The sequence below is a fragment of the Sulfurospirillum diekertiae genome (assembly GCF_002162315.1).
GTDB lineage: Bacteria > Campylobacterota > Campylobacteria > Campylobacterales > Sulfurospirillaceae > Sulfurospirillum.
The window spans coordinates 1,483,951-1,510,129 of record NZ_CP021416.1 but is presented as its reverse complement, the minus strand read 5'-3'; the positions used below and the strand labels follow the sequence as shown (position 1 = coordinate 1,510,129).

The following is a 26,179-nucleotide window of genomic DNA, read 5'->3' as shown; positions in this document are numbered from 1 at the left end:
GCTTAAACTTTAAACTTTTTAAGTTCATTATCGAGTTTATTAGTCATCGAAGAGAGGTGATCACTAGCACTTGCTACCTCTTCAATACTTCTAGCATTAGCACTTGCAATAGTATCTACTTCTTGTATTTTTTTAATCATAGTATCGACTGATTCATTGACGTGTACAAAGTCTTGAACACTTTGACGATTGTTCGCAATTGTAGATTCAAGTATTTTTGCATTATCACCTACAATAGTTTTGAGCTCTGAGGATAACTCTGCAAGTTTAAATATCTCTTTAGAGTTAAAATCCATCTCTCCACTTGCATCAGCAATTGATTGAACAACAACATTAATGGTGGTATTAATTTCACTCAAACTTTTTTGAGTGCGTTCTGCTAATTTTCTAACTTCATCAGCGACCACAGCAAAACCTCGTCCGTGCTCTCCAGCTCGTGCAGCTTCAATGGCGGCATTAAGTGCAAGCAAGTTGGTTTGATCCGCAATATCAGCGATAACGGTTAGGACATATTTTATTTCTTCTGTATTCTCAGAAGTAACTTGAAGTTTTTTTGCTAATTCTATTTCTTTTTTCGAACCCACTTGTAGTATTGAATTGACTGTATCCATCTCTTTTTGAATAGTTTTAAAATTTACATTTGCCAAATCTAATTGTTCACTGTTATGTTTGATAATACTCACAGCGTTTTGTACTTCTTGCAAAACATTGCGCCCCTCTGTAACGGAAGCGGAAACGATTAAACTCTCTTCTTCTGAGCGTTTCCCTACCGATAAAGAGGTGGTAGAAAGTTCATGCGCAATCGATGCATTTTCACTGCTACTTTCTTTTGAGTTGGTAAGTAAAATTTGAATCTTTTCAATAAAAAGGTTTACTGAAGTAGCAATATCCGCTAACTCATCCTTGCTTTGCACTTTCAAACGCTGAGTGAGATCCCCTTCTCCTGATGACAAATCTTTCACCATCGTCTGCAATGCGTGCAGTGGTTTAAACTGCCATTTTAAAAGAGCATAAATTCCAATCAAACCTAACAAGAAAAAGCCAAAACTAATAAAGAGTAATTTTTGAGTTTGCGCATTTAGATTAGAAAAAGCAATTTCTTTGTCTACGGTCACGACAACTTTCCAGCCGGTAGCTTCAACGGTATCAAATACTGCTATCCATTCTTTCCCCGCCATTTTATAGTCAGCTAAACCTGATTTTTTAGAAAAAATTTCCTCTTCCAGCCACTTTAATTCAGGAGCATTTTCAGAAAGTGACTTCCCTTGCATCTTTACATTTGGATCAACAATAATTTTGTGATCAGCCCCTATCAACGCAGCATAACCACCTTCAAACTTACTCTCACGTACTTTTTCATTAATATCTTTAATCTCAACAACCAAGGTCACTTCACTGTCACCATTAAAAGGAGAGACAATAACCAACAAATCAGTCACTTTATCGATAGGACTTTTAATAATAGGACTGATCGCTTGTTCTTTAAATTTTTTGGAGAGCATCATTTGATATGGCATATTGGCTTCTTCTTGCTCAGGAGAAGGTGCCCAGTTAGGATCGGTATGACGAAGTGGCATACCTTTATAGTAAACCATAGAAGCATCTATCTTCGCAGATTTATTGACAAGATTCAAATAGCTTCGTAAATTTTCAGGGGATCTATCTTCAATCTTTTGCGCAACATCTGCTAACGCACTTGCGATTTGTTGCTTTGATTCAAACCAATTTTGTATGTTTTGAGTCAACCCAAATGACTTATCTTTAAGCTTTTCATAAATTTCTGAACTTGTCGTTTCTTTCATCATCGAATGGTTAATGACTAAAAAAACAACAAATCCAGTGACCAATCCTAACACAATAGAAAGTGTAATCTTCTGTTGCAATTTCATATCTGTAATCCTTGAGCATGTATTTTTAGTTACATGTAAAGCCATACATTTAAAGCTTTACATGTAAATAAAAAATGGGCGTTGCATACTTACATGCAAAACCCATTTTATTACAAGGAGATCTATACTTGTTTCGTTAGAAAAAATATATTGCTATTAAAATTCGTAACCAACTCTAAAACGGATTTCATCTCTGCTATATGCATCATTACTATTATTTGCAATTTCATAAAAGCCCATACAGTAGAGACCTTTGAGTGAACCGCTGAAGTTGTGTATAGCATAGAAACCTGTTTGATCAATCTTTCCAATACCAACCTGTGATGATGCTGCACCTTTTTCATCTAAATCAATATTGACATAACGCACGCCAAGAACGGTTGCGATTTGAGGAACAAATGCATGTACATCAACAGCATACTGAGTTGACGCTTCAAATTGTCCAGCATCTGTAAGTGTTGAAGTATACAGTCTTGGGCGATCATCTGTCATACCAACGCCCCAAGCGCCACGTCCATCATTAATCTTAGCATACGCTACATAAGCCCCAACAGGTCCAACATTAAGACCAAGTTTGGCTGAGTAAACCGTTGAATCTGCCCAAGCCACACTTCTTTCATCTAATTCTGTATTCCAGAACTGAAGACCTGTGACTAACGTTACGCTATCATTAATCTTTGGCATATAATCAGCTTGTGCTAAAAAAAGAGAATGAGATTTATCTTCCTCACCATAAGCCAATGTCAATGTTGTATCTGGAAGTGATTTATTGATCGCACCCACCACATAAGCATAGTCGCCACCTTCAGCACCAGGAATAACATTATACAAAAGGCCAAACTTGCCAAAATTTGCAAAATCATTATTAACCCCATTATCCTTCATCCAAGACATTCTCCATGCATACGCTGCATAAAGTGTTGTATCAGGAATGTCATTGCTAACAATTGTAACACCTTCAATTGCTTGTTTTATTACGTCATGATTATCGCTGCTCATAAGTGGCTTATCAAAGTACTGACGACCAACTTTAACGACTGTTTTATTCATAGTGTAAGAAAGGTATGCTTCAGATAAAATAGCACCTGATGCACCTAAATCCCATGGTAACATATGGTCCAGCTTCGTATCAGTATCAGCCCATGGAGTACTTTGTCCTTGAAAACCTAATCCTACTCTAAATCCTTTTAATTCAGCCGTCCTCATAGCTTAGTCTTAGACCAAAAGCCATTAACGAAGAATCTGTTGCTCCAGGACCACCATGTGCAGCAGCATCATAATCACGACCAAAATAAAATGCTCTAATTTCCCCGTTAACCTTACCATTTTTAAATGCATCTTCCAGTGTATCCGCGCCATACACAACTGAACTCATAGCGATCAATGTCGCCAAACTTAACTTTGCTAATTTCATATAAACTCCTCCTAAAAATAGTTTTGTTTCAACTAGTATAAAAACATATTCTAATTAAAATCTCATTTGAATCTTAAATTAACCTTTACTTTGATATATATCTGAAAGTAATAGGGCTAGCACCTTGATTTTTGTATTTATTTGCTAATAAATATTTATTAACGCTAACATGAAGACCTATGATAATTGTAACTACCACAGATCCATAAAAAAAGTTACTTGTTCGTTTTTTAACAATTGGTAACATACAGCAAAACAAAAAGACGTCACCAATACTCTTAATCAATAGTAAAACACTAAAATTAAAGAGAGCAAACTACAAACAGTAAGTCAACAAAACAATAACTAACCGAACTTATATAATCCTCCTTCTAACTATTTTTCATCATTATTAATCTAAATTTATATATTTTCATGGTAAATATACATTTAAGTTGTAGGGAAATTGTAGATAAGTTTTAAATACTTCAATTTTTTTTTATTAATTAAAATATTTTATAGTTAAATGAGTATTGGTTCAGAAAAAGTATTTAATTTGGGGTTATAAAACGAATCGCAGATTATATTGTTTTAACTGAATGAAGTGATTTTTGTATTTTACTATTAAAATAATATAACAATTATGTTCCCATCCTAAAAACTAGATCACGCATAAGCTGATAGTTGAAACACTTTAAAATAACAGTACTTTTGACAGTACTTGTCCACATTAAAATAATTAAAGACTGATATTACTGTAGTTGAAGCATATATTTTAGTCCGGCCTCAGTACCACCCTAACTCCCTAAAATACGATATTCCAAACCTTAAACTTTACTGGTGTCAACGAGGTGTCAATAATTGTCAAAATCATGCAATTATTTTGCCGATATCAACTGTTATTGTTCCCATATAATGATTGCGATTGACTTCATCTGTTTCATTCTATAATCTATGATCTTAAAGTGCTAACAATGTTTGATATTCATGCAATGCAAAATCGTCAGTCATGCCGCTAATGTAGTCAATGACAAGGCGTACCCTATGATACCATTCAAGAAGTTCAAATTGCTCTTCATCTTCGCGATCCAATGCCTTAACATCATTTTGATACGCTACGATCTGCTTGGAAGAAATACGCTTAATCAACCTCATTGCAATAAAGCACTCTATTTTTTCATCATGAAGCAGTGCTTCAAAATCTTTACATGTAAGCTCCAATAAGGGTTTGAAAATATTTAAAAGTCCATTGATAATCGTATAGCCTTGCAACTCTAGCGTTTGAACATCTTTATTTTGATAAATATGCTTCGCAGAAATCGCTTGTAAGATTTTTATCGCTTTGTAGTATTTACTCTCTTTGTCATATTCAAGTAAAGCACTGTTAAATGATCCTTCAAAAATCGCTTCATGATTGTTGATGTAAATATCAACTACGTGATAAACCAAAGAGGTTACTAGCTTTGCACGCACTAATGTAAAAAACATACTAAATTGATATGGCTCATCGTTTTTCTTTGCTTGGTCATATCTCTCTTGAATAACTTCTAAAAGATAGGTTTCCCCCTCTTTATCACACTCTGCTTTTATAAGCTCATAGACTTTATCTAGATTCAAAATGCCTTTTTCGACAGAATCTTCCAAATCAGCGGTTAAATAAGAGATGTCATCTGCAGCTTCCATAATGTAGGTTAGAGGAAATCTACAACCATGTTTGATATTAAGCTTATCTTGAATTTTTTCAATGAAACCTTTCTCGCTGTAGTAAAACCCTGGTTTTTTCATCAGGTAATCAAACGGCTCACCTTTTTGAGGCTTTTCTTCGTATGCACCACGTGTATATTTAACCACAGAGGCTATTTGGGTATAAGAGAGATTGAGTCGCTGTAATTTAGTAATGACACGAGTGGCTTGCGCGTTCCCATCGTAGTTACACAGGTCTTGCGAGAGCGTCACTTTGAGTTTTTTTGTTTTATCAGTGTTTGCAGGAAATGTTTCAATGAAAGGTAGTGCATTTTCTTTTATCCATTTATTGATGGTTTGCTCTGCAAAATGCCCAAAGGGAGGATTGCCGATGTCGTGCAGTAAACTGGTCATCTCTGCAGTAGAAACAAAGGCATTTTCAAGTCCTTTGAGCTCATAGCCCTCCTCTTTTTCAAGCTTACTCAAAATGTTTTTAGCAATAAACCGTGCCGTCTGCGAAACTTCCAAAGAGTGCGTCAAGCGGGTGCGAATCGAAGCATTGAGTTCCAGTGCAAATACCTGAGTACGCTTTTGAAGTCTACGAAAAGCAGGAGAAGAAAGAATGCGCCCACGATCACTTTCGATGGAGTATTCTAGATTTTCAATGGGGTAAAATTCTCTATCGGTGGTTAGTTTTTGTTTATAATCTATCATTTAAAACCTCTCTCAATTTTTGCAATACCCTAACCATCGCCAAAGTATCCAACTCACAGTACTTCAACAACTGCTCACGCACTTTCATTTGCTCGTCCAAACTCTTACCATGTAAAGATGCAAAGGCGTTCATGGCGTCTCCACCATTTTGGATGCCCTCAAGTTTTTTATAGGCTAATTCCATCTCAGGAACAAGTGCAGGAAGGACGTATTTGATGGAGTAACTACCTTGCATACTCGGGGTGACGTAGTGTCCTTTTTGGAATGGAATCATCAAATCTTTGATGTTGTTGTGTAGGTGTATAAGCTTTACATGTAAATCTGGAAACAGCTCGGCAAGTGAGGCGATGACGCCCTTTTCAAAGCTCATATTGTATGTCAAAATGTTTACATGTAAAGGTATGTCTTCGACCAATTTCTCCGCCAAAGCACGTCTTGGGTCGCTTCCTGACTCTGCTAGAAATTCTTTATGCTCCAAAGTGCCATCACGGTGTTCTACATGTAAAGAGTATTGAAACGGTATTTGTTGATAAGGACTGACACCACTCCACAAAGGCACGGCTTGTTGGAAGGTCTCAAAGTCGAGATGATAAATGGGATAGGTGAGTGTTTTTAAAAACTCGGCAATCGCCTCATGGTCGATGAACGTGTGTTGCTTTTTCCAGTTCTCAACCTTTTGCCATTGAATGGGTGTCATTGCAAAGTCTTCGGGTATAGCTTCGATAGTCACGATGTTTTGTGCATAAAGCTCTTGTTGTTTTTTACTGCCAAGGTTGAAGATATTAAAGATGCTGTACTCTGGGATATTTCGCTGAACCCTCCAACAATACGCCTTTGCATCGCACTCATACGGGTCATTGCATTGTTTTCCGATGTCGATATTTGGCTCATGGATTTTATCGTCCAGATACGCTTCAAACATTTCAAGTCTTTTTGGAATTGCAGCTTGCAAATCGCGCACTTCACCACTGACATCGACCACCACAAAAAGCTTTTCAAGCTCCAACGCTTCTTCTCGCACATAGCCAGAGTTGATATGCACCACATGACACGCCCCAACCCTAAACCCAAGGGCTTCTAAAACATACAGCTGAATGGAAACATCATGCAGATAGATAGGCTTCACATCGGTGGAACTCTTCACTTCATACAGCTCTAAACCAAGAGGCGTTTGGCGCAAGATGTCCACCATCACCACGATACCCTCGTAAATAAACGTCGCCTCGTAGATATTTTCCACACCCTCATCAAGATACGCTTGGGTCAGCCTCGCCATGCTTTTAAAATCGTGTGCATCAAAAGGTATCTCACGCCCATCAGGAAACAATTTACACGCCAAATCCCCCACAATATTACCCGTCTCAAACCGTGCTTTGGCACTGGTATCGGGTGAGGTTAAAACCTCTGGTTTGTACTTTTTCAGCCAGAGAGATTTTGGGCATTGAATGGCTCGGGTGTAGAGGGATTTTGAGAGGGTCATGTTATTACTTAAAATCAGGACCTAATTTATCTACTGCAATTATATATTTTCCATCATTCCCATCATGAAGTTTTCCATCAACACTTTTCACCAACAAATATCTGTCATTATTAGTTATAGCTATTGTCATATTTTTTAACAATATATTTTTATTTTCTAATGTTTCAATACTTTTTTGTAAATAAAATGTATATCCAAAATAAGCCATTCCTGTAAAAAACATAAAAGAAATCAGACTAATAAAAAAAACTTTATAGATTATAGAGTTACTCGCCTTTTTATAAAGTTCTGTAGCTTCATTTGCATATTTATTTGCTTCTTTAAAATTTGTGCTTATATGATTTACCACAGTATCCGCTATTGCATAACTTTTAGATTGAATCTCTTTTTGAATTTTTTCATTTATATTTGCTACACTATTATTTAGTTCTTGAATTGATTTATTGAGATTTCTATTATTGAGCTGAAGATTGCTATTCTGTAAATTATAATTCTCAATCAACTTATCAAGATTTTTCTTTACTTTCTTCTACTGAGTCTAAAAGATTTGATGCTGATTTGAACAAAAAAATAATTTTCTCTTTTTCTTCGCTATCCATTAAAGGCTCCTATGCAAATTGTTACTTCTATCTCTTGAACGATTTTGTTCTAATTCGTATTCACTTTTCATAATACTTTCACATTTGTGTTGCATTTCTTTTTTTAAATTCTTTATGCTGCAATTGAAGTTGTTCTATTTGCGAAAATTCTACATAATTAATACCTTTTTTTGAAACAGATACAATTAATCCACCCGTGCCAACTTTTCCAGAACCTTGACATGTTGATACCAAAGACAAATAATGTTTTTGCTCTTCATGTGTAATACCAGATGTAGGATTATTTACTTCAATTGAAATACTCTTAATAAAATTTTCCAAGGTGTCCATTCCTATAGTTCCATTATATGCATCCAAATAAGGGACAATCTTATTTGCACAAATTTTATTAAAAGGCTCAGTTTCTATATACCAATGAATCTCTCTTGATACATATTTCATTCTTTCATTATCTTTCAAAGCTTTTTCTAATTTTTCTACTCTTTTTTTTTCTTTTTTTGATGGATTTTTTGCATTTTTAAATTCTAGTACTTTTACAACCCCAGGAAATTCTAACAACATATCTCCCAATTCTTTATCAGCTGGGGTTTGTTGTAATAAATTTACAATACTTGGTAAATCTACATCTTCATTATTTAAGCCCAATGATATCCCTATATCAAGTCCTAACCCATATAAAAAAATTGCCTATAATTACATTTTCATATAAAGTCATATAAGTTACTCCTGTTAGAAATTATAAATCTATTCTTATTGCACTTTGAAAAAAAGACTGTATCAAACTTTCCTCATCTTGTGTAATTAACTTTATACAAGTCAAATTCTTTTCTGTTCTTGAACAAGCAACATAAAAAAGTTTTTGGCTTGCAATTTTTTTAGTATCACTAATAGTTGTATCGAAAATTTTGCAAAAGTCATATTCATTCCAAAAATACTCATCTAAAACAACAATGACATTTTCAATTCCAGAGCCTTTTGTTTTGTGCATTGTTATATATTCGACTTTTTCACTCATATAATTACAATAATTGACCACTTCTTTAAAAGTAACTATTGGTGAAAACAAGCCTTCAAATAATTTTTCTTTTTTTAACTCTTTTTCTAATTCATTAAATTGTTCTTCTTCAATTTCAATTCCAGCACTTGTCATTCTTGTATATGTATTCTGACCAGAAATATAATTTTCTTTAAATGTTCTATATTCATCATTGTCTAAACTCAACGAAAAAGCTTCTTTTCTTGATATGTAGGCATTAAAGGATTCTGATTTTTTAATTAACCTATTATTAAAAGCATAATGTAGTGCCTCTATCGCACCACCTTCAAAATTTAATAAATATTCAATATCTTCTTTTAATTTTTGTTTATCCGCTATGGTTTTTATAGGGTATCCAACTTTTTTCAATTCAGTCAATATAAAATTATAATTCCCATTTTCATAGGATTGACAAAGTTCTACTAAATCTATAAGTTGTAACTTTATCAATACTTCATCAATATATTCTTTTGGCTCTTGATACCTTTGCGCAAAAGTTTCATAAAGATTTTGAAAATCTACCTCTATTGAAATAGATTTATTTGTTAACATTAAAAATTTTGAATTAGGCTGATTGTTCTTTGCATGTTCGATTAAACTGTTTATTTTTTCGATATATTGACTTTTTGATTTCTTTGGTTGAAAATGCCGTAGGCTTACTATCAACAATAGAATAAAAAAAACTGACAATACCTTGTCTTTCATCCAAAGTAGATTCATCATGCTTTAATTGAACTTCTTGATTTAGTCCATCTGTTCTAATATTATTGATAAATTCTACTACTTGAACAGAACATCTATAATTATCTTCTTTGATTATTTCCTCTAAAGTACTATCAGCTATATAGTTTTGAACATCCCCAATTCCATCTTTATAGATTGATTGCATTGCATCCCCAAATAAACCTACTACTGTTTTATCGTTCTGTGGAAGATGCCTTAAAAAAATTTGTATAATTTTTTCATTGGTATCTTGATATTCATCGATAAAAATATAATCAAATTTATCTTGAAGAATTTTACCAATTTTAGGGAAAGAGCTAAAAAGTTGATATGCGATTTCTAATAACCCATCATGTCCAAAAGTTAAATCATTATAACTATCAAAACGGGTTTCGTTATATTGAATCTTATTGTAGTCTTTTGCTTCTATTTGACTTTTAATGATTTCATTTAATGCCTCAATTCTAGTATTTAAACTTGTATTATATGCTACTGGATTAACATCATAGATTCTTTTTCCTTCTGGCTTATCTATTCTTTCATGCGTTACAGTAAAAAGCTTTTTTGGCATATTTTTCATATACCTTTTTATATTTTTCATGCTCTTGCTTCTTTTGTTCTCTTTCGTCACCGCCGTAAAAATCCACCTCGTTTCGTTCTATTTTCTCAACTTTAAAAAGCTCAAAAATACATTGAAAAATGTTTTTTTATAATCTTTAATTATTGAATTTAAAAAAGAGTGTATGGTGCTAATTGTATATTTATCACCAACTCTTGATTTTATCTCATCAACGGCTAAGTTAGTGTGTGTTATACAAGCAACTTTTTTATTGGGATAGTTTTCAGATATATTTTCTAAGACATTTTTCAATGTTTCTGTTTTACCACTACCTGCACCACCTTGAAGAACAAAACATTTTTTATCTTCAATACATTGTTTAATACTATCAAGAGGCGTCATTTTGGATCCATTCTAAAGCATTTTTTAATATATAAAGGCATTTGCCAGTCTATATTTTTTGATAAAGCCAAATACAATAAAGAGAATGCAAAGTCAGATTTTTTCTTTAATATTTTCTCTGTCAAATCATAAATTCCTGTAGTGTTAGTTAATTCACTTTTATTTTGTAAACCTCTCAAGTTATCTTTTTGATCAATTAACTTAGTCAAATTAACTTTTATAAAAGCATCTTCAAAACTTCTAGCATGATAACTATCTTCACTTATTTGATAAAAAATTTTAATTTTGCTTGCATCAGTAATTGACAAAGTATTATTTTTTAAATTTTCAAACCACTGCGGAAAATCTGCAGAGTTTACATCAGGTGCATGAAAATATTTTTTTTATTGTTTCATTACTAGTATGAGTTGCTCCTTCAACTTCATGTGCGGGATAAGCAGTACTTGATGTATTAGTTGTTTTTAATGTAGTATCTATATCTGTAATTATTAGAGTTTGAATATCTAAAAATCTTACCAATTTATCAAAAGCTTCTGCATTAGCCCCAACTTCTACAATTGAAATATTTTGAGAAGAAATTGGTATGTAATTAGGAATACTCTTCCTCTCTTCATCAAATTTATTAATGTAATAAGGAAGTAACATTTTTTCTGTAGTTCCTTCGATAAATATAATTTTATTGGCAAAGAATAACTCTGATGCTTGCAAAGTCAAATACTGTTCTACAAATTTAAATTCTTCTTCCTCTGTACCATATTGTGCTTTTAATTCAGAATGAAAGTTTTTAATTTTTATGTTTTCATTATTGATATTGAGTAAATATCTTATATCTTGGAAATTACATCTTGCCACGATTTGGGCAGAATGTGTTGTAATGACCGTTTGCAAATTCGATATTTCAAAAAGAACTTTTCTTATCTTATCTATAAATTTGTATTGCATTTGCGGATGAGTATGAGCTTCTGGTTCTTCTATGAAAAGTAAGTTAATATCTTTTCCTTCTTCTTTGAAACTCTTTTTTTTCATTTCTATATCTAAAAGAAGATATAAAATATTCATATATCCCAACCCATTTAAATGTTCTGGCAAATGATTAGAAGCATCACCATAAACAACCTTTGAAGAATTGCTTATTACTTCATTTGATTCCAAGTCAGATATAACTTTTTAAAAGTATCAAATATTTTAAAAAAGTCTTTTTCCCAATTTTTAAAAAAATCTTTTGAATTTTTGTATCATACTCTGTATTAAGAGTACCATCCATGGTTATCATCATTTGATTAATGTCTGAAAAATTTGGGTCTACAATACTTTTTTGATTAAAATATTTCGTAGTCATACTTGAAAGTATTCTTTTGCCTTTGTTGTCATCTGAACTAGAAACATTTCTTTTAGCATGAATAATTTGAAAATTTATTAGATTTTTAACTTGTTTTAAATCTTTCTTAATTAATTTATACCTATTTTCCTCTAGTAAATCTTCATCATTTTCAAATGAATATATGGTTGTTGTCAAAAAATTTTGAAAGTTCTTTTTGATATATCTAGTTTTTTTATCAGGTTCATTAAGTAATTCTAAAATAGGCAGTATTTTTTCTTTTTTGATGCTTACCTCAAACAGTATCTTTACCACATTTTGTTCTGGGTCTAAATCTAAAATAAATTCTGATAGTTTTTCTAAATTATCAGTCCCATCATAATTTATTTCTAAAATCATTTGTATTGATAAATCTTGAATATTGGTAGTATCATTTATGTCATGAATCTGTTCTCGCAAACATAAACTAAAATCATCGTATGTAAAATCTTCATTGCTATAAAATTTCTCAAATAAAACCAAAAGCGAAGTTTTACCACTGTTATTTCTACCTATCAATAAAGATAAATCTTTTTTCACTTCTAATACTGAATCTCTTAATAACCTAAAGTTTTTTATTTTTATTTTTGATATATTCATCTACCTATTCCTTTTTTATTAATTTTTTACAACTCCACAACTCTCTCAAACATCTCTTTTATCTCCATCTCATGGCTTATTAAAAATATCTGTCTGTACTGTTCTTTTATGGTATGAAACGCTTCTAAGATTTCCATTCTTCGGTTTTCGTCTTGGCTTCCAAACACTTCATCAAAAACTAAAAATCCGACACTACTTGCACCGCTGAGTTCACTCAGTGTTTTGGAAATGGCAATGCGAAGCACTAGGTTGGCAAGATCTATCTCGCCGCCGCTGAAGCGTTCTATGGGGTAGCATTTGCCCTCATCGTAGATGAAAAAGTCAAAGTCGTTGTTCACTTCGATGTATTGGTATTTGCCTTTGGTGATGGTGGCGTACATTTGGGAGGCGATTTGTGAGATGCGTGGGGCTATTTTTGAGTTGAGTTTTGTTTTAAACTCGCTGAGGCTGACTTTTATCTTTTCATAGTCTTGCAAATCGTCTTTTTTACTCTGTACTTTTTTAAGTTGTATGTCGTTATTTTCCAGAGCGTTTTGCAAGGTTTTTATCTCGCCCTCATTTTTGGCTATCTTTTCTTTTAGCTCTGAAATAACGCTGTATTGTTTCTCTTTTTGCTTTTGAAGTTCGTCGTATTCGCTTTGTTTTGCGGTGTGTTTTGGCTCATCGTACAGTGTTTTTTGCACTTCCAATTCTTTCTCTTTTGCCTTTACATGTAAAGCTTCTGCACTCTTACATGTAAGCGCCAAATCCTCCCTCACGCCCTGCTCTCGTTTGAGTTCTGTTTCAAGACTTAGAACGGCTTCATACTTTGGTTTTAGCTCCAAAAAGCTTTTTTGTAGGCTTACATGTAAAGCTTCATCGTAAGCGTGTTGTGCGAGTTTGTCTAGCTCTTCTTTATTGCGTTTGCCTTGTTCACTGACTTTCGTAAAATGCTCTTTGGCGTTTGCCAAATCTTTTTGCTTACTGAGTATCAAACTTAGTGCCGTCTCGTTTACATGTAAGGCTTTTTGCGTTTGCTCTTTTTGAAGTTCAAGCTCCGCTATCTGTTTGGTGAGGAGTTCAAGTTTTGCTTTGGTTTTGTCTATCTTTTGACTTTGCGTCTTTTGCACGATGTCGTTGAGGGATGCGATGACATTGTCGTATTCATCGAGTAGTTGTCGTGTACAGGTAGGACAGTTTGATTCTCTACCTAAGCTTTGTAGCTTGGCTATCTTTTGTTGTGTGTCAGATACAACTCGCTGTTCGGCTGAGAGTTCATTTTGGAGTTGTTTTTGCTCTGTTTGCTTACCCAAAAGTTCGGTTTTTAGCTTTACATGTAAAGCTTCATTTTCTTTTTTTTGCCCTAAAAGTGTCTCATACGGTTTGGTTTGTTCTTCCAAATTTGCGATGTCTGCTTTGGCTTTGGTGTACTGGGCACGCAACTGGGTTTGCTCTTTTCTAAGCCCTCTTTTTTTTATCTGTATATTTTTGAGAGTTTCGTGTTCTTTGAGCTTTACATGTAAAGATTCGTACTCTTTTTTAATGGTACTTAAACTTTTAAGTTCTTTGGCTTTTGTTTCTAAGGTTTTGAGCTCTTCGATGAGTTTGGTTTGCGTAGCTAGATTTGAAGTTATAGAGTTTTTGATGAGGGAAAGTTCGCTGATGAGCTTTTGTTTCTGCTCTTTTGTTTTGACAAAAAGCTCTAATTCACTCTTTACATGTAACTCTTGTTTTTTAGTGGTTTCTAGTTCTGTGGATTTGGTTTTTACTTCTTTTTCAAACGCTTGTTTTGTAGCGGTAGTTTCTTTTATCAACGCTGTTTTACTTTTGAGTTCTTCCTCGCCTAAGAGAAACTCTGCACTTGCGGCGATGTCGCGTTTGAGTTCTCTGCTTTTTTCGATAAGTTCATTCTCCACAAAGTCTATCTTTTCAAGCCCAAGAAGTTTGCGTATCATCTTTTTTCGATCTTCATTTTTAAGCGTACTGAGACTAGTAAGTTCTTTTTGAGAGGCAAAAAGCGTATGCAAAAATGCCTCTTTGCTCATCTTCGTTAGTTTCGTGATAGCCACGGTAACTTCTCTCGCGCCACTGGTGGTAAGCTCGCCATTTTTATACAGCTTGGCGTTCGCACTGAGGGCTTTTCCACGAAACTCACGCATGACTTTGTACGCTATGCTCTCAAATTCAAAATCAAGCTCCACTAAAACAGCATCTTTATCACTCGCACTGGCGTTTCGGATGACTTCTTTAAATTTTTTATTTCGAAGCTCGCCATATAGCGCAAAAAGAATGGCTTCAAAGAGGGTTGATTTACCACTGCCATTTTTACCGATGATGCCGATAAGCCCCTCGCCAAACTCAATGTCAAAGGAAGTGTAGCGTTTGAAGTTTTCAAGGTGGAGTTTAGAGAGTATCATCGCTCACCTCTTCGTAGGCACTAAACAAGCCTTGGATTTTTCCTTTGAGTCGCTCAAACTCTTCAGGCTGACTCTCTTCTTTGATGTGTTCTAAAAAGTACGTTTCCAACGAGAGGGCTTCGATGTCATTTAGTGTAGCTTCACCGCTGGTTTGTTTGAACTCTCTTTTGATACTTACATGTAAGGCTTCGCCAAAGAGATTTTTGATGTCACGTGTTTGGATGTCGATGGACTGCAATGGGGTGAGGTTGGTCAGTTTGACTTCGACAAGAGCGTCTTTTGTATCGTTTACATGTAAAGACTCAACGGAGCGCTCGTAGTCTTCACAATCAATCTCATAGGTTTTAATGGGGCGAATTTGTATCTCGTGGTAGTTTACATGTAAAGATTCTTCGAGCGTGACAAGAGCAAAACCTTTGGAGTTTCGTTTGTCGTTTAAACTGGTACGTTCAGTGGAACCTGCATAGTAAACGTTTTCGTGTTTGCCTACTTTTCCAAAGCCATGCCAATGACCAAGGGCTACATAATCCACTTTGGGAAAAAGGCTCTCTTTATCGTGCGGATACACCCACTCGCCAAACTCTGCCATGAGATAGTGCGCACCGACAGAGCAATGAAGCATCATGATGTTGCGTTTGGTTGTATCAATATTTGCTTCGCACAGTTCGATTTGAGAAAGGGCTTTTGTCTCATCGTGCATATGCGGCAAAGTGTGAAAGACGACATCTTCAAACTCAATTTTTTTGTACTCTTGATTGTACGAAACATAAACATTTTTAAAGTTTTCAAATATCTTAAGGATGGGAGAGCTTAAATTGGTACGTGGGGTGGAGTGATTGCCTGCTATCATGATAAATGGGATGTTAAGCGCTTCGATGATTTTGAATTGCTCAAGAGCTAAAGTGATAGCTCGGTTACTGGGAGATGGACGGTGAAAGAGATCGCCTGTGTGGATGATGTAGTCGGGTTTTATCGCTTTAATCTGCTCAATAACTTGCGAAAAAGCATCGTAAAAATCAGCCTCACGTTGATTGATACCGAGCTCATTGATGACATCTAAATCGTTAAAGCCTAAATGCGTGTCCGAAAAATGAATCAGTTTCACGATACTTCTTTATGATTAATTCATTCGATTATAGCCAATAATATTATCGGTTAGAAGAAATTTGTGATGAAAAAGGAAGTATTTAAGATATTTGGAAGAAAAAGAAACGCTCGAACCGGGCAATTCGAGCATTCATCTTAAAAATTGGTAGGTTATTTACAGAAAGGAGGTATGTGTGTTACAAGTGAAAGTATAGACTCTTAGCTTAAACCATACCTCAATGATAAGTTAATACTTATTAAATCACTGCTTCTTCCTTCTCTCTTCGTCACCACCCTCTCGGTATAGCTTATTCTTTTGCAAGTAGGCTTTTATTCCGCGACACTCCTAACTTTCTTTTCCTATCCTGCTCTCAATAAGAAAAGTACATATCCGATGTCACAATGCGTATGGATCATTTAAAAAAGGTGATTGAAAAGTTCAAAACGTACTGATTTTTCAGAATATTTCTAAACTATGATTTAGGATATACATAGTTTAGAGAGCTTGATTGGGAGTATTCTGATTTAAAAAACTAATGACTTCTGTACTTCGCTTGGCAATCCATTAAACATTGTCAGAATGTATTGCAACTTCTTCATACGAAATTTTGCTATAATCAAACCTTGTTTATTTTTACATGTAAAGGCATACGCAATGCAAGGAATTTTATTTGATGATCTTAAATCACTCAAAGAGAAAATAAGTCAAGAAGAAAAAAATGTTCAAGAAAAACTTATTACAGAACAAAAGCAAGAAAAAAGAAAAAAAACTTCATGACCAATTTGAAAAGTTTATGCAAAACTCTGGAGTTAGAAAACTAGACTAATCCATGAGATCATTTTCACGCATTATTGAATTTTCAACATTAGAAACGAAATGTTCATACCTTGATGACTGTAAAACACGCATGGAATATAAGTACATTGAAAATGCGACAATGGAGCTCAATCAAGAACTCATTGAACGTGGGTGGAGACGATTTGGAAACTACTACTCAAGACCACAATGTCAAAACTGTAAATTGTGTTTAAGCCTACGTATTGATGTTATAAATTACAATTTTTCACGTTCTGCTAAGCGTGTTTTCAAAAAAGCAGAAGGTATTCGTTATGTCATTCAAGCACCAACCATTAGCACGGAACATCTTGAGCTTTATGATAAATATCATCGTCATATGGAACAAAAACGAGGCTGGCAATACTACAACCTGAAGCCACAAAGTTACCACGAACTCTATGTAAGTGGCGCACATAATTTTGGAAAAGAGGTACTTTATTTTCAGGGTGAAAAGCTTATCGGTGTTGATCTTATTGACTTTTTAGACGATGGCATCTCCTCGATCTATTTTTACTACGATCCTGATTTTGAAAAACTCTCTTTAGGAAGACTTTCCATCTACGAGCAGATCATTTTGGCAAAAGAGTATGATCTTGAATGGATCTACCTTGGCTATTATGTCAAAGAGTGTCAAAGCCTTAAATATAAAGCGTCTTATACCCCTTATCAGACACTTCAAGGCAATCCAAATTTAGATGAAGATGCCATTTGGATATAATTTTTTAAAACTTGGAATTCTTTTTGCTTCAAGGTAAATAACTTGATACAAAAAGGATGGATAGATGCACCTTTCTCTCTCTCATGATATGCTTGCACTTACAATACAAGAAGATTCAAAAACCTTTTATTTTTTGCAAAATATTGCCGATAAAAACTTTCAAAAAAAGATTGGACGCAAAGATAAAATGATTATTTTTAAAGAGCAAGATGAGTTAGTGCAACGCCGTTACTTTTTAAAATTGATCAGTAAAATTTATTTGCGAAAAACAGGTAATGTCGAACAAGCACGTATCATCGAAAATACAATAGATAAAAGCATCAAGATTTCGCTTCTCAAATCCAATCAAGTCCTTCAAAAAATGAGCATTAATCTCTCCATTGAAGACAATTATGCTGTTGTCTTTTACATGGGGTCACACAATACGCTTTTTGCTTCCTATCTGAAAAGCTATTTTAAAGACCATTTGGTCAGAATTCGCCCAAAAAATGGCACGATTACGCTCTATCCGAACTCAGATATTACTGTGCGTCTTTTAGAAAAACTCTTGGCACAAAAAGAGTTGTTTGGTTGTTTTGTAGAGTTTTCTTATTTTATGGACGATTTTTTAGCCTACAAAAAGAGTTTTGTATCAAAACGTGCTAAGAGAAGCCGACATAACGCCCTCTTCTCTTTACTTGAAGAGTATTTTGGTGTGCTTGGATGTAAAATGGAAGACTCTTTTGATATGATTCGCAGTAACTATCTTACACTGGTAAAAAAATATCATCCAGATAGTTGTGGCCTTTATGATGGTGATTTACATGTAAAGTATGTGGCAAAGTTTCAAGAGGTTCAAAATGCCTATGAAATGCTCAAAATGCACTTCAGGCATGCCGATGCAAAGAGTGCTTAAAATTTAAGAGTGTAGAGTTTTTTACGCTCAGATGAGCTTGCGATATTAAACTGTTGTCGGTATTTTGTAATGGTTCTTCGTACCATTTTGATGTTAAATTTTCCTTCTATCAGTTCTAGAAGTTTAATATCGCTCAGAGGTTTTATTCTACTCTCATTTTTAACAAGTTCAATCATATATTCTTTAATAGCACTGTTCGAAATATCTTCTTCAAGCGCCGTAGCAAAAAACTGTTTTAAAGGAATAACACCGCGGCTACAGGAAAGGTATTTTCCCGCAATGGCACGTGAAATGGTTGAGGGATTACGTCCTAGATCATCAGCTAAGTCTTTAAGTTTCATCGGCTTTATCGCTTTGCCAAAGAAAAAATCGTACTGATACTCCACAATCATCAATCCAATCTTATAGAGCGTTGCTTTGCGCATCTCAAGAGCGTCAATAAGGTCTTTAGCATCTTTAATTTTTTGAGAGACAAAACTATGATTTTCATCAAGTCCTTCAGTGTCGAGAATCACTTCAGGATAATACGCATCATTGAGTCTGACTTCAATTGCACCTTCAAGATCATAGATAAAAATATCAGGAATAACCTCTTTTTCATCTTCCATAAAATCAATTGCAGGAGGGTTGTGGAATCGTTTAATAATAGCGAGGGCATCATGAAACAGTGGTTCTTTACTAAAGGATTCGATAGTCTCAAAGTTGATAATCAGCATTTCTACCATGTCATAGAGTTCATTGTCTAATGAAAGGTCTTGAAGTTGGAATAAGAAGGTCTCTTTTAAATCAAGAGCTCCAATACCCAAAGGCTCAAGGTAAGCAAAGCGCTGTCGTATCTTTTCAACTTCTTCAATTTTCATGCCTAACTTTTTTGCAATTTCGCTTAATGCTGCTATTTCAAAATATCCTTCAGAATTAATATTTTCAATGATTTCATACGCGACTTGTTGCGATTTTTCAGTAGGAAAAAGTGGTGGATTGACCTGTTCATTGAGAACTTGATAAAGTGATTTTTTATCTAAAGTCAGTGCCTCAATGGTATCTGAAACCGATGTTTTAGCCACTTCGGAGAAAAAACTTTTCTTTTCAAAATGTTTTTCAGGTGTTTCTGAACCTGATTTGACACTGATAAAAGGATTTTCTTGCACAAAGGGTTCTAATGTTTCCACCAAACTATCCAAATTGGCTTGAAGTATAGGAAGCCAACCTCTTAGCGTTGAGGAGAACTTTTGTTTGGTTGTTTGTGTGCTAGAAACCCTAAGTTTCAAAACCAATCTCCTTATCTATTAAAACCTGAAATCTTCACCAAGATAATACGTCTTCACCAGTTTGTTTTGAGCAACTTCTTCACTGCTGCCACTGGCTAACAGTGCGCCATCTTTGAGTACATACGCCCTATCACAAATAGCGAGAGTCTCGCGTACATTATGGTCCGTAATCAAAACACCAATATCCAGTTTTGCGAGCTCTTGTACAATGCCTTGAATATCAGCAACAGCAATAGGATCAACCCCAGCAAAAGGTTCATCAAGAAGGAGAAATTTGGGTTTTAAAACCAATGAACGCGCAATTTCACAACGACGTCGCTCACCACCACTAAGGCTCACACCATTGCGTTTACGAATAGGTTCAATATTGAGCAAGTTTAAAAGCTCTTCCACGCGCTTCATTGCTTCCTCTTTATCGGGATACACAATTTCAGCGGCAAGCATAATGTTCTCTTCCACACTCAGGTCTTTAAAAATACTTGATTCTTGAGGAAGGTAACCAATACCTAATTTTGCTCTTACATGTAAAGGTATTTGAGTGACATCCTGATTATCTAGAAAAACAACGCCAGAGCTTGGAGGGATAAGTCCACAAATCATATAAAACATGGTTGTTTTACCCGCACCATTGGGACCTAAAAGTCCTACAACTTCGCCACTTTGAACATCAAGGGACACCCCTTTAATAATTTCTGTTTTTTTAATCACTTTTTGTAATTCTTGAACTTTAAGCGTATGCATTAATATGAACCTTATAATTGCGTTTTAAATCCATTGTTTCGATATCGATTGTACTATACTCAACACCAAAATGGTGCAGTAATTTTTCAAACTCAGCATCACCCCATTCAATGAGATGGTAACCTTCAACATCTAATTTTTCGATCAATCCACTTTGCAAAAAACCATTACTTCCACATTGGTAAATGTCATAATGAAACAGTTTTTCATCATACTCATGCAAAATCGAAAAGGTTGGCGACGAGATTGCTTCTTCAAGTCCTAGTGTTTTAGCGAACGCTTTAACGAAAGCGGTTTTTCCACTTGCGAGATTCCCTCGTAATAAAAGCACACCTGAATTCCCAAGTTTACTTTTTATCTCTTCAGCAAAAGCAATTAAGTGCGCTAAATCACACACTTTTTCATAACATTGATTCATATAAGATAAGAGAGCTTAATAATTTCGCCCAGTTTATCCCATGCTTTTTTGCTTTCAATGGCATCTTTCATGAGCGCAATTCCTTCTTGTATATCTCTCGCTTTTCCATCTAGCACTAAAGCACAGGCACCATTTAAGAGTACAACATCACGTTTTGCACCCTTCTCATCACCTCTTAAAATTGAGCGCGTAATCTCAGCATTTTGGATGCTATCACCACCTTTAATTGCCTCAAGTGGAGCAAAGGTAAAGCCAAATGCTTCTGGATTGATTTCGCCTTCTGTGATGATTTTATTTTCAATCATCGTGTAACGCGTTGGAGCCGTAATGCTCACTTCATCCAAACCATCGAGAGAACTTACCACCATGCTTTTCATTGTGCCAAGCTCACGTAACGCTTTGCTAAAACGATCAATGTAATCGACATGAAAAACACCAATCATCTGTTTTTGAGTACCCGCAGGATTGGCAAGAGGTCCTAACATATTGAAAATCGTACGGTGTGAGAGACTTCTTCGAATGGGCATAATATGCTTCATGCACGGATGGTGATTCATTGCAAACATGAAAACAAAGCCGCACTCTTCAAGCATTTTGATCTGTTTTTCAGGTGTTAAACTCAGGTTGAGTCCTAAGGCTTTAAGTACATCGGCACTGCCAGAGAGTGAAGTGGCAGAACCGCTGCCGTGTTTGGCAACTTTGCACCCAAGTGCGGCTAAAACGATGGATGTTGTTGTGGAGATGTTAAACGTTCCACTTTTATCACCGCCCGTACCTACGATGTCAATCAATTCAGCTTTCAAGTGTGCTGGAATATCGAGCTTAATGCTGTGTTCGCGCATCACATTTGCCGCGGCTGCGATCTCTTCAAAACTCTCACCTCGATCGTAGAGTTCGACTAAAAATTGTGCTGCTGCTTCGGAACTTAGTTCATTTTCAAAGAGCGCATTAAACTGTTCATAGGCCTCTTGGTAATTCATTACGCTTCCCTTACGTATTCGTTTTGTTTCGTTTTTGGAATGGTTTTGGCTTCAGGAATTTGTAAAACTTCGTATTTCATTGCTTTTTCAAGATAATTAATCGTAATAATATCACCCACTTTGACATCTTTTGCAGGCTTTGCAATGGCATTGTTGATGCAAACAACGCCATTTTTACACATATCTTCCGATATGGCGCGACGTTTGGTGATATTCACGCTGTTTAAAAATTTATCGACTCTCATACCCCATCCTTAGGATTTAATGCTCATTCTATCAAAAGAATATTTAAACTTGCTTTTTTGACTTTACATGTAAAAGCCTCTCTAAAGCATAAGCAAAGTTTTTACAAACTTGCGCTACCATCACGCAATTCTATAAATTCTGTGAGGATTCGTATTATGAAAAAAGATGTTAAAAAAGTAGTTTTAGCCTATTCAGGTGGACTTGATACCAGTATTATTTTAAAATGGCTCCAAGATGAGTATAAATGTGAGGTTGTTACCTTTACAGCCGATATCGGTCAAGGTGAAGAGTTAGAGCCAGCGCGCAAAAAAGCCATCTCTTTGGGCATAAAGCCAGAAAATATTTTTATTGAAGATTTAAAAGAAGAATTTGTTAAAGATTACGTATTCCCTATGTTTAGAGCCAATGCCATTTACGAGGGTGAGTATCTTCTTGGAACATCAATCGCAAGACCTTTGATCGCAAAACGTCAAGCAGAAATCGCAGCACAAGTGGGTGCTGATGGCGTCAGTCATGGTGCTACGGGTAAAGGCAATGATCAAGTTCGTTTTGAGATGGGATATTTGAGCATGAATTCAGATCTTGTCATCATTGCACCGTGGAGAGAATGGGATTTAAATTCTCGTGAAAAACTGCTCGCGTATGCAGAAAAAAATGGTATCAAAATTGAGAAAAAACCGGGTAAATCACCCTACTCTATGGATGCAAACTTGCTTCATATCTCGTATGAGGGACTTGTTCTTGAAAATCCAGCAGCAGAGCCAGAAGAAGACATGTGGCGATGGACGGTCAGCCCTGAAAAAGCTCCTGATCAATCCGAAGTGATTGAAATTACCTATGAAAAAGGTGATCCAGTCGCACTAAACGGCATTAAATTAAGTCCTGCCACAATGCTTACCAAACTCAATGAGCTTGGCTGTAAACATGGTATCGGTCGTATCGACATCGTTGAAAACCGTTTTGTGGGAATGAAAAGTAGAGGCTGTTACGAAACACCGGGTGGTACGATTATGCTTCGAGCGCACCGTGCCATTGAGAGCATTACACTAGACCGCGAAGCGGCACACTTTAAAGATGAGATCATGCCAACGTATGCGAAAACCATTTATAACGGATTTTGGTTCTCTCCAGAGCGTGAGATGATGCAAGCAGCCATTGATAAATCGCAAGAAACCGTAAACGGCACCGTAAAACTTAAACTGTATAAAGGCAATGTTTCGGTCATCGGAAGAGATTCTAAGACCAACAATCTCTTCAGTGAAGCATTCTGCACCTTTGAAGAAGATGAAGTGTATAACCAAAAAGATGCAGCGGGCTTTATTAAACTTAATGCCCTACGTTTTATCATTAGCGGGAAGAATAAAAGAAATCAAGGCAAAGCTTAAACCCCAGTGGATAAGCCAATTAACGATGAATGGAGTGAAGAAGCGATGATGAATTTAGTCAAAACCGTAACAAAAAGCTGCGAAGTCAGTGGAGAAGAGTTACATGTAATGCTAAATCTCAGAGCGCAAAAAAGGCTCGATTTTGTACTTATTGATATCAGAGAGATGTATGAGTATTCTGAGTCAAGCATCAGAGGAACAGACATCCTTATGCCAACTTCAACCATTCATCAACACATGGACGAACTTAAAAAACTCGCCAATAAGCTTTTGATTTTTTACTGCCATATTGGTGGACGCACAACACAAATGATATTTATTTTACGAAGAATGGGCTTTTCAAACATTGCCCAACTCAGTGGTGGCATTGATGCCTTTCATGGTGAAAAACTGAAAAATGCTCCATTTCCCAAAAATATTCGATCATGATAAAAGGAAAAAAATGAAAGTATTATTGATTAAAGATGTTAAAGATTTAGGTAAAAAAGGCGAAATCAAAGAGGTAAAAGACGGTTATGGTCAAAACTTCCTCATTGGTAAAGGCTTTGCGCTTTTAGCGACCAACGAAGTCATGCGAAAATATGAATCAGATCAACGTAAAAAAGCAGCTGCGGAAGCTGAGGAAATTGCAAATCTTAAATCCATTGAAAAGAAACTTGGTGAACTTAAACTCACCGTTAAACGTAAACTTGGTGCAAATGGAAGTCTTTTTGGTGCCGTTACCAAAGACGAGATTGCGCATGAACTCAAAGAACAATACTCAATAGATATTGATAAAAAAACTGTTGAACTTGAGCAAGCGATCAAAACAACCGGTAATTTTAATGTGAGTATTAAGTTAGGGCACGGTATTCACGCTACCTTAACACTTATTATTCTTGGAGAATAACTTTTATGTTTGAAGCAACCACCATCCTTGCATGTCGCGGTGATAAGAAAGCAGTTATTGGCGGAGACGGACAAGTCACCTTTGGTAATACCGTGCTTAAAAACAATGCCACTAAAATTCGTAAACTCTATAATGGCAAAATCCTTGCAGGATTTGCAGGAAGCACTGCTGATGCATTTAACCTTTTTGATATGTTCGAAGGTATTTTGGAGCAAAAAAAAGGTGATTTGTACAAATCAGTGATTGAATTTTCAAAAGAGTGGCGTAAAGATAAAATGTTGCGTCGTTTAGAAGCGATGATGATTGTTTTAGATTGCGATCACATTTTCATTTTGAGTGGTAATGGAGATGTGGTGGAACCAGAGGACGGTAAAATCGCAGCAATTGGAAGCGGTGGAAACTACGCCATATCGGCTGCACGTGCACTGGATCGCCACACAAATCTTGATGAAGAAACGATCGTAAAAGAGAGTTTAAAAATTGCTAGTGAACTTTGTATTTACACTAACGATAACATTAAAACATATGTTTTAGAGAGTAAAGAAGCATGAATTTAACACCCAAACAAACTGTTGCCTACTTAGATGAGTATATCATTGGGCAATTTAATGCAAAAAAATCTATTGCTATTGCCCTTCGAAATCGATACCGAAGATTGAAGCTTGAAGGTGAAATGGCAGAAGAAGTGATGCCAAAAAACATTTTAATGATTGGCTCAACAGGTGTAGGGAAAACAGAAATAGCACGTCGTATGGCAAAAATGCTCTCTCTTCCTTTTGTTAAAGTGGAAGCGAGTAAATACACCGAAGTTGGCTTTGTAGGACGAGATGTTGAATCCATGGTGAGAGATCTAATGATGGCTTCCATTAACCTTGTCAAAGCGGAACACAAAGAGAAAAATCAAGACGATATTGCTCTACATGTAGAAAAAGCTATCATCGAAAAGCTGCTTCCGCCACTTCCTAAAGGGGTTAGCGAAGAGAAAAAAGCAGACTATGAAAAAAGTTATGAGAAAATGCGTCAAAGACTTCGTGATGGTGAACTCGATGATCTTAAAATTGAAGTAGAGATTTCGCAAAACAGTAATGATTTAGGGGATTCTTCATTGCCACCTGAAATGATTAAAGTACAAGAGTCTTTTATTAAAATACTAGGTACAGGTCAAGGTAACATTAAAAAAGAGATGAAAGTGAAAGATGCCAAAGAGGCACTTAGAATTGAAGCAAGCGAAAAACTTTTGGATATGGAAGCTGTTAAAAGTGAAGCCAGAGAGAGAGCTCAAAATGGTGGTATTATTTTTATTGATGAGATCGATAAAATTGCCGTAAGCTCTTCACAATCTCACCGAAGTGATCCAAGTAAAGAAGGTGTTCAACGCGATCTTCTCCCTATCGTTGAAGGTAGTGATGTCAATACCAAATATGGAAGCATTAAAACCGACCATATTCTCTTTATTTCAGCAGGTGCATTTCATCTGAGTAAACCAAGTGATCTTATCCCTGAATTACAAGGGCGTTTTCCTCTCCGCGTAGAGCTCAGTTCATTGACAGAAGAGGTTCTCTACCAAATTTTAACACAACCTAAAAACTCACTTTTACGCCAATACCAAGCACTTTTAAAAACTGAAGGTGTTGAACTTGTTTTTGATGATGATGCTATTGCTTCGATTGCAAAAATTGCGCAAATTACCAATGAAAAAACAGAAGATATTGGAGCAAGAAGATTGCATACCATTATTGAAAAAGTATTAGAAGATATCAGTTATACAGCCGATGAGCATTCTGGAGAGATATTACATGTCACTAAAGAACTAGTTCATGCTAAACTAGATGCCATCGTAGAAAGCGAAGATAGTAGTCGCTATATTTTATAAGTAAAGAAGAC

At 35.4% G+C, this 26,179-nt stretch carries 26 protein-coding genes and 1 pseudogene; 8 read left to right on the top strand and 19 right to left on the bottom strand.

Annotation, left to right across the window (positions count from 1 at the left end; all coding sequences use genetic code 11):
• Positions 1 to 2: 2 nt before the first annotated feature.
• The 14 genes and pseudogenes from Sdiek1_RS07700 to Sdiek1_RS07640 form a co-directional block, all read right to left on the bottom strand.
• Positions 3 to 1,889 carry a methyl-accepting chemotaxis protein gene (locus tag Sdiek1_RS07700; protein ID WP_025344653.1) on the bottom strand — a complete coding sequence of 629 codons (1,887 nt, stop codon included), beginning with the start codon at positions 1,887 to 1,889 and terminating at the stop codon, positions 3 to 5.
• A gap of 156 nt (positions 1,890 to 2,045) precedes the next feature.
• Entirely contained in the window at positions 2,046 to 2,888 is an 843-nt protein-coding gene (locus tag Sdiek1_RS07695) for an OprD family outer membrane porin (RefSeq protein WP_238098878.1), read from the bottom strand.
• A gap of 193 nt (positions 2,889 to 3,081) precedes the next feature.
• Positions 3,082 to 3,303, bottom strand: coding sequence for a hypothetical protein (locus tag Sdiek1_RS07690; RefSeq protein ID WP_025344651.1), 222 nt, complete (start codon positions 3,301 to 3,303; stop codon positions 3,082 to 3,084).
• A gap of 939 nt (positions 3,304 to 4,242) precedes the next feature.
• The gene (gene dgt / locus Sdiek1_RS07685; protein WP_087438645.1) at positions 4,243 to 5,679 is read right to left on the bottom strand and encodes a dGTPase; all 1,437 of its coding nucleotides are present in this window, start codon (positions 5,677 to 5,679) and stop codon (positions 4,243 to 4,245) included.
• Positions 5,666 to 7,159, bottom strand: a complete 1,494-nt coding sequence (locus Sdiek1_RS07680) for a DUF2779 domain-containing protein (protein WP_192866729.1) — start codon at positions 7,157 to 7,159, stop codon at positions 5,666 to 5,668. Before Sdiek1_RS07680 ends, dgt begins: the two co-directional genes overlap by 14 nt.
• 4 nt (positions 7,160 to 7,163) lie before the next feature.
• On the bottom strand, positions 7,164 to 7,661 hold the full coding sequence (locus Sdiek1_RS07675; protein WP_087438644.1) for a hypothetical protein: 498 nt from the start codon (positions 7,659 to 7,661) through the stop codon (positions 7,164 to 7,166).
• Between the two features lie 175 nt (positions 7,662 to 7,836).
• The gene (locus Sdiek1_RS07670) at positions 7,837 to 8,403 is read right to left on the bottom strand and encodes a hypothetical protein (protein WP_087438643.1); all 567 of its coding nucleotides are present in this window, start codon (positions 8,401 to 8,403) and stop codon (positions 7,837 to 7,839) included.
• A 91-nt stretch (positions 8,404 to 8,494) separates the two neighbouring features.
• Positions 8,495 to 9,346: a hypothetical protein gene (locus Sdiek1_RS07665; protein WP_087438642.1), complete on the bottom strand. Its 852-nt coding sequence runs from the start codon at positions 9,344 to 9,346 to the stop codon at positions 8,495 to 8,497.
• 13 nt (positions 9,347 to 9,359) lie between these two features.
• Positions 9,360 to 10,478: pseudogene (locus Sdiek1_RS07660) on the bottom strand (UvrD-helicase domain-containing protein).
• Complete coding sequence (locus tag Sdiek1_RS15000; RefSeq protein WP_202819542.1) at positions 10,475 to 10,786, bottom strand: hypothetical protein; 312 nt, start codon at positions 10,784 to 10,786, stop codon at positions 10,475 to 10,477. Before Sdiek1_RS15000 ends, Sdiek1_RS07660 begins: the two are co-directional and overlap by 4 nt.
• Before the next feature lie 52 nt (positions 10,787 to 10,838).
• Positions 10,839 to 11,630 carry an ATP-dependent nuclease gene (locus Sdiek1_RS15445; protein WP_202819541.1) on the bottom strand — a complete coding sequence of 264 codons (792 nt, stop codon included), beginning with the start codon at positions 11,628 to 11,630 and terminating at the stop codon, positions 10,839 to 10,841.
• Position 11,631: 1 nt separating this feature from the next.
• On the bottom strand, positions 11,632 to 12,435 hold the full coding sequence (locus tag Sdiek1_RS15440; RefSeq protein ID WP_202819540.1) for an AAA family ATPase: 804 nt from the start codon (positions 12,433 to 12,435) through the stop codon (positions 11,632 to 11,634).
• Between the two features lie 26 nt (positions 12,436 to 12,461).
• Entirely contained in the window at positions 12,462 to 14,831 is a 2,370-nt protein-coding gene (locus Sdiek1_RS07645) for an AAA family ATPase (RefSeq protein WP_087438639.1), read from the bottom strand.
• A complete protein-coding gene (locus Sdiek1_RS07640) occupies positions 14,818 to 15,936 on the bottom strand; it encodes a metallophosphoesterase family protein (protein WP_087438638.1) in 1,119 nt (372 codons plus the stop codon). Before Sdiek1_RS07640 ends, Sdiek1_RS07645 begins: the two co-directional genes overlap by 14 nt.
• A 636-nt stretch (positions 15,937 to 16,572) precedes the next feature.
• Here Sdiek1_RS07640 and Sdiek1_RS15435 point away from each other — a divergent pair.
• The 3 genes from Sdiek1_RS15435 (at position 16,573) to Sdiek1_RS07630 (ending at position 18,368) form a co-directional block, all read left to right on the top strand.
• Positions 16,573 to 16,695: a hypothetical protein gene (locus tag Sdiek1_RS15435; RefSeq protein ID WP_256363552.1), complete on the top strand. Its 123-nt coding sequence runs from the start codon at positions 16,573 to 16,575 to the stop codon at positions 16,693 to 16,695.
• 52 nt (positions 16,696 to 16,747) lie between these two features.
• Entirely contained in the window at positions 16,748 to 17,473 is a 726-nt protein-coding gene (locus Sdiek1_RS07635) for an arginyltransferase (protein WP_087438637.1), read from the top strand.
• Positions 17,474 to 17,537: 64 nt separating this feature from the next.
• On the top strand, positions 17,538 to 18,368 hold the full coding sequence (locus Sdiek1_RS07630) for an adenylosuccinate lyase (protein ID WP_087438636.1): 831 nt from the start codon (positions 17,538 to 17,540) through the stop codon (positions 18,366 to 18,368).
• Here Sdiek1_RS07630 and Sdiek1_RS07625 read toward each other — a convergent pair.
• Genes Sdiek1_RS07625 through Sdiek1_RS07605 form a run of 5 tightly spaced genes read right to left on the bottom strand, consistent with a single transcriptional unit; the run spans position 18,365 to position 22,020 of the window.
• Positions 18,365 to 19,636 (bottom strand): RNA polymerase factor sigma-54, encoded by a 1,272-nt coding sequence (locus tag Sdiek1_RS07625; RefSeq protein ID WP_087438635.1) that lies wholly within the window; start codon positions 19,634 to 19,636, stop codon positions 18,365 to 18,367. The two genes, Sdiek1_RS07630 and Sdiek1_RS07625, sit on opposite strands and share 4 nt — an antisense overlap.
• Before the next feature lie 18 nt (positions 19,637 to 19,654).
• Positions 19,655 to 20,377: an LPS export ABC transporter ATP-binding protein gene (lptB, locus tag Sdiek1_RS07620; RefSeq protein ID WP_087438634.1), complete on the bottom strand. Its 723-nt coding sequence runs from the start codon at positions 20,375 to 20,377 to the stop codon at positions 19,655 to 19,657.
• On the bottom strand, positions 20,364 to 20,795 hold the full coding sequence (gene tsaE / locus Sdiek1_RS07615) for a tRNA (adenosine(37)-N6)-threonylcarbamoyltransferase complex ATPase subunit type 1 TsaE (protein ID WP_087438633.1): 432 nt from the start codon (positions 20,793 to 20,795) through the stop codon (positions 20,364 to 20,366). Before tsaE ends, lptB begins: the two co-directional genes overlap by 14 nt.
• Entirely contained in the window at positions 20,792 to 21,775 is a 984-nt protein-coding gene (trpD, locus tag Sdiek1_RS07610) for an anthranilate phosphoribosyltransferase (protein ID WP_087438632.1), read from the bottom strand. The genes tsaE and trpD overlap by 4 nt, the downstream gene beginning before the upstream one ends.
• Positions 21,775 to 22,020, bottom strand: coding sequence for an RNA-binding S4 domain-containing protein (locus tag Sdiek1_RS07605; protein ID WP_087438631.1), 246 nt, complete (start codon positions 22,018 to 22,020; stop codon positions 21,775 to 21,777). The genes trpD and Sdiek1_RS07605 overlap by 1 nt, the downstream gene beginning before the upstream one ends.
• Before the next feature lie 156 nt (positions 22,021 to 22,176).
• Between Sdiek1_RS07605 and Sdiek1_RS07600 the strand changes: the two genes are divergently transcribed.
• The 5 genes from Sdiek1_RS07600 to hslU are packed head-to-tail and all read left to right on the top strand — an operon-like array spanning position 22,177 to position 26,168.
• A complete protein-coding gene (locus Sdiek1_RS07600; RefSeq protein ID WP_087438630.1) occupies positions 22,177 to 23,406 on the top strand; it encodes an argininosuccinate synthase in 1,230 nt (409 codons plus the stop codon).
• A 6-nt stretch (positions 23,407 to 23,412) separates the two neighbouring features.
• Positions 23,413 to 23,835: a rhodanese-like domain-containing protein gene (locus tag Sdiek1_RS07595; protein ID WP_087438629.1), complete on the top strand. Its 423-nt coding sequence runs from the start codon at positions 23,413 to 23,415 to the stop codon at positions 23,833 to 23,835.
• A gap of 13 nt (positions 23,836 to 23,848) precedes the next feature.
• The gene (rplI, locus tag Sdiek1_RS07590; RefSeq protein ID WP_087438628.1) at positions 23,849 to 24,295 is read left to right on the top strand and encodes a 50S ribosomal protein L9; all 447 of its coding nucleotides are present in this window, start codon (positions 23,849 to 23,851) and stop codon (positions 24,293 to 24,295) included.
• A gap of 5 nt (positions 24,296 to 24,300) precedes the next feature.
• A complete protein-coding gene (gene hslV / locus Sdiek1_RS07585) occupies positions 24,301 to 24,846 on the top strand; it encodes an ATP-dependent protease subunit HslV (protein ID WP_087438627.1) in 546 nt (181 codons plus the stop codon).
• The gene (hslU, locus tag Sdiek1_RS07580) at positions 24,843 to 26,168 is read left to right on the top strand and encodes an ATP-dependent protease ATPase subunit HslU (protein WP_087438626.1); all 1,326 of its coding nucleotides are present in this window, start codon (positions 24,843 to 24,845) and stop codon (positions 26,166 to 26,168) included. The genes hslV and hslU overlap by 4 nt, the downstream gene beginning before the upstream one ends.
• The last annotated feature ends 11 nt before the right edge of the window (positions 26,169 to 26,179 follow it).